The organism is Intrasporangium sp., assembly GCF_036566125.1.
Classification (GTDB): domain Bacteria; phylum Actinomycetota; class Actinomycetes; order Actinomycetales; family Dermatophilaceae; genus Intrasporangium.
Genome location: NZ_DATCWX010000354.1, coordinates 1 through 4543, shown reverse-complemented (window position 1 = coordinate 4543; position 4543 = coordinate 1). Strand labels below are relative to the sequence as shown.

Genomic DNA, 4543 nt, shown 5'->3' with positions numbered 1-4543 from the left:
TCTGGGCGCGCCCGGCCAGGTCGGGCCGCTCGACGGCGATCTGACGGTCGAAGCGACCCGGGCGCAGCAGGGCCGGGTCGAGGATGTCGGGACGGTTGGTTGCGGCGATGAGGATGACGTTCGCCTTGACGTCGAAGCCGTCCATCTCGACGAGCAGCTGGTTGAGGGTCTGCTCACGCTCGTCGTGGCCACCGCCCAGGCCGGCGCCACGATGGCGTCCGACGGCGTCGATCTCGTCGACGAAGACGATTGCGGGCGCGTTGGCCTTGGCCTGCTCGAAGAGGTCACGGACCCGGCTCGCGCCGACACCGACGAACATCTCGACGAAGTCCGAGCCAGAGATCGAGTAGAACGGGACACCGGCCTCGCCTGCGACGGCGCGGGCGAGGAGCGTCTTGCCGGTGCCGGGTGGGCCGTAGAGGAGGACGCCCTTGGGGATCTTGGCCCCGACGGCGAGGAACTTGGCCGGCTCCTGGAGGAACTCCTTGATCTCTTGCAGCTCCTCGATCGCCTCGTCGACTCCAGCGACGTCGGCGAAGGTCACCTTCGGCATGTCCTTGGTGGCGAGCTTGGCGCGCGACTTGCCGAACTGCATGACGCGGTTGCCGCCGCCCTGCATCTGCCCCATGAGGAACCAGAAGAGGGCGAGGATGATGATGATCGGCAGGATCGAGACGAGCAGCTGGCCGAGGAAGCTCGGTTCCTCGATGAAGTCGTCGACGCCCTTCGGCGGAGCCGCCGTGTTGAGCGCGTTCACGACCTCCGTGCCGCGCGCCTCGACGTAGTACGCGAAGACGGTCTTGGCATCCTTGACCGTCCCGTCGGCCGAGGTGTACGGCTGCTTGAGCGTCAGCTCCATGCGCTCGTTGTTGGTCAGCTTGGCCGACTCGACGTTGCCAGAGGTGATCTGCTTCATCGCCTCGGAGGTGTCGATCCGGGGAGCACCAGCGTCCGAGAACAACATCCCGAAGACGAGTGCGCTGATGAGGACCAAGATCCACACCAAGGGAGTGCGCAGAAGCCGCTTTCCGTCCATGTATGTGCGGGGTCGACGCCCCGGTCCTCCTGCTCGTCAACGAATGGGTGCACTGGTGGGTGCACGGGGACAACGTCCGGCCACCCACCAGTGTTCCGCATTACTGCCCGGGACGCCCAACCAGCCCATGCCTACGCTCCACGCTCTGATCGAAAGAACACCTTTCGGGCCCAGCAGGCGTTCACCCGATCGGAGGGCTGGATCAGGCGAAGTGGGCCGTGATCGTGCGTTGGACGCCGTCCACGGCCACCCATCCCCCGTAGGGCAGCACCCACTGCGGCGACGTGTGGCCGAAGTCGACGTCGAGCGCGACGACGAGGTCGACGTTGTAGGCCTCGACGACCCGCAGCACCTGCTCGCGGTACTCGGCCCGGAAGGCGCTCACCTCGGCCTCGGTGCGAGTGTGCCCTGGGCCGGAGGCGAACGGCCGCCCCCAGAGGAGTGCGGAAGCCGCCTCGAGGATGCCGCGCTCCCCGACGTTGCGCAGCCCCCGGAAGACCTCCTCCGGAGAGGGCATCTCCTCGGTCGGCTCAAGCATCAGCACGCAGCCTGCGTAGTCCTCCACCGGCCGGACGAAACGCCCCACCTCGAGGGTCCAGCGGACGATCTCGAAGCAGCCACCCCACGTCCGGCCGGTGACCACTCGCTCGGGACCGGACCACGTCCAGGGCTCCGCAGGCAGGTCCGGCGGCGGGTCGGTGAGAGCCGCCGGGTCGTCCCAGGGCAGGCCCATGTCCCGAGTGCGGGTCACCGGCGCCAGGTGCACATCGCCGCCGAAAAGGGCGGTCCGCAGTGACGTGAGGTGCTGGGCATCCGGGGCGGGTCCCGGCCCCAGGTTCACCTGGGTGTTCCCGCCGTGGACGCCCTCGATGCCGTGGAACCACAACCAGTTGAGCAGGTTGGTGTTGTCGCTGTAGCCCACGAAGGGCTTCGGGTCGGCTCGCGCGATGTCGGGGTCGAGGTGCCGCAGCAGGCTTATCTGGTCGTCTCCGCCGATCGTCGCGATCACGGCACGGATCTCCGGATCGGCGAGAGCCGCCATGACGTCGGCAGCCCGCTCCTCCGGCGAGGCGAGCCGACGGGTCGTCGGGTACTCGACCGGCTCCAGCCCGAGATCGTCGCGAATGCGGCGCAGCGCCTGCTCGTGGATCTGGGGATAGAGCGCCGGCGCTGCCCACGACGGGGAGAGCACGGCGACCTTGTCCCCGGGACTGCACCGACCGGGGGAGACGATCTCGTGGCTCATGCCCCGATCCAACCAGTGCGAGACACGGCCCGACACCGGATAACCGGTTGCCAGGGCCGAGGATGCGTTGCTGCACTGGTGGGACCAGTCCAGCCGAGTGAGAGGAAAGGGCATGCGCCGCTCCTTCATGTCAACCCAGCAGCAGGTCACCGCCACCTATGCAAAGGACATGTTGGACAGTGGAATTCGCAACACCCGGCCCCAACCCCTGCCTGAACCTGGGCATCGTCGCGCATGTTGACGCCGGCAAGACGAGCCTGACCGAGCGGCTCCTCCACGCCGCCGGGGTCATCGACGAGCTCGGCACCGTCGATGAGGGCAGCACTCAGACCGACACCCTCGACCTCGAACGGCAGCGCGGGATCACCATCCGTGCATCGGTGGTCTCCTTCGAGCTCGGCCCGCCCGGCCGTCCCGTCACGGTCAACCTCATCGACACGCCGGGGCACTCGGACTTCATCGCGGAGGTCGAGCGCTCGCTCGCCGTGCTGGACGGCGCCGTGCTCGTCATCTCCGCCGTGGAGGGCGTCCAGGCCCAGACCCGGGTCCTCATGCGCGTCCTGACCCGACTGGGAATCCCGACCCTGCTCTACGTCAACAAGATCGACAGGTCCGGGGCACGTGAGCAGGGCCTGCTCGCGGACATCCGCGAGCGTCTCACCGACAAGGCCATCCCACTCGGGACGGTCACGGGCGCTGGGACGGGCTCAGCGGCATACGTCCCGTTCGGGAAGGACGACGAGCGGCACCGGGCCCGCCTGGCCGACCTGCTCTCCGAGCACGACGACGCGCTGCTCCGCGACTGGGTGGACGACGCGGACGGCGTGTCGACCCGGCGCTTGGAGCGAGCCCTGGCCCAGCAGGCCCGGGCGGGGCTCGTCCACCCACTCATGCACGGGTCGGCCGTCACGGGAGCCGGGCTCGACGAGGTCGCGCGGGCCATCACGACGTACCTGCCGGTGCCCCGGCCGGACGTCGAGGGACCGATGGCCGGGAGCGTCTTCAAGGTCGAGCGTGGACCCTCTGGCGAGAAGGTCGCGCTCGTGCGTCTCGCGCGGGGGCGGCTGCGCGTGCGCGACAGGGTGCGGTTCGGCGACGTCGCGGATCGCGTCACCGCTATTCGCGTGCACGACCGGGGCGCGCTCGTCCGGTCGATGTCGGTGCGGGCCGGGCGGATGGCCGAAGTCGTCGGGCTGGAGTCGGCCCGGGTGGGGGACCCGATCGGCGAGGGGGCGTTGGAACGCAGTGGGCCGCAGTTCTCGCCACCGACGCTCGAGACCGTGGTCGAGCCGGTGCGGCCGGGCGACCGAGGGCGGATGTACACGGCGCTGACCCGACTCGCCGAGACCGACCCGCTCATCAACCTGCGGCACGACGACGCGCGCGGCGAGACCCACGTGTCGCTCTACGGCGAGGTGCAGAAGGAGGTCATAGCGGCGACCCTCGCGACCGACCACGGGGTCCCGGTGCGGTTCCGGGCGACCACGGTGATCTGCGTCGAGCGGGTCGTCGGGGTCGGTTCGGCCGTCGAGGTGATCTCCGTGGCGCCGAACCCATACCTCGCGACCGTGGGGCTGCGGGTGGCGGCCGGTGCGCGTGGATCGGGCGTCACGTTCGGGCTGGACGTCGAGTCCGGGTCGATGCCGCCGGCGTTCTTCCGGGCGGTCGAGGAGACGGTGCACGAGACGCTGGGGCAGGGGCTGCGCGGCTGGCCGGTCCGTGATTGCACGGTGACGATGACGGCGTCCGGCTACTACGCGCGCCAGGGTCACGCGCACCAGAAGTTCAGCAAGGCGATGTCGAGCACGGCCGGTGACTTCCGAGGGCTCACGCCACTCGTCCTCATGGCCGCGCTTCGGCAGGCAGGGACCCGGGTCGAGGAGCCGATGCACAGGTTCGACGTCGACCTGCCGGCGGCGGCGCTCGGACCGGCGCTGAAGCTGCTGTCACACCTGCGTGCGGTGCCCCGCACGACCCACGTGCACGGCGCCATGGCTCACCTCGGTGGCCTCGTGCCGGCGGCCCACGTGCACGAGCTGCAGCACCGCGTGCCGGATCTCACGGGCGGCGAGGGCGACCTGGTGTGCGAGTTCGAGGGCTATGCCCCCGTGACCGGTGACCAGCCGCCCTCACGGGAGCGGACCGGGCCCAATCCGCTGGACCGCCGGACCTATGTGCTCGAGGTCCGCCGCTGACCCCCGCAACACACCCGGGTATCGACTGCCTGGGCCTGCTGCAGCAGGCCCTGGCAGTCGATACCC

At 69.8% G+C, this 4543-nt stretch carries 3 protein-coding genes; 1 reads left to right on the top strand and 2 read right to left on the bottom strand.

Annotated features, from left to right (window positions below; genetic code table 11):
* Window positions 1–1036: ATP-dependent metallopeptidase FtsH/Yme1/Tma family protein (locus VIR15_RS21015; RefSeq protein WP_331931428.1), on the bottom strand; the 1036-nt coding region annotated here is incomplete at its 3' end.
* Window positions 1037–1238: 202 nt separating this feature from the next.
* Window positions 1239–2282, bottom strand: a complete 1044-nt coding sequence (locus VIR15_RS21010) for a S66 family peptidase (RefSeq protein WP_331931426.1) — start codon at window positions 2280–2282, stop codon at window positions 1239–1241.
* A gap of 179 nt (window positions 2283–2461) precedes the next feature.
* Between VIR15_RS21010 and VIR15_RS21005 the strand changes: the two genes are divergently transcribed.
* A complete protein-coding gene (locus tag VIR15_RS21005; protein WP_331931424.1) occupies window positions 2462–4477 on the top strand; it encodes a GTP-binding protein in 2016 nt (671 codons plus the stop codon).
* The last annotated feature ends 66 nt before the right edge of the window (window positions 4478–4543 follow it).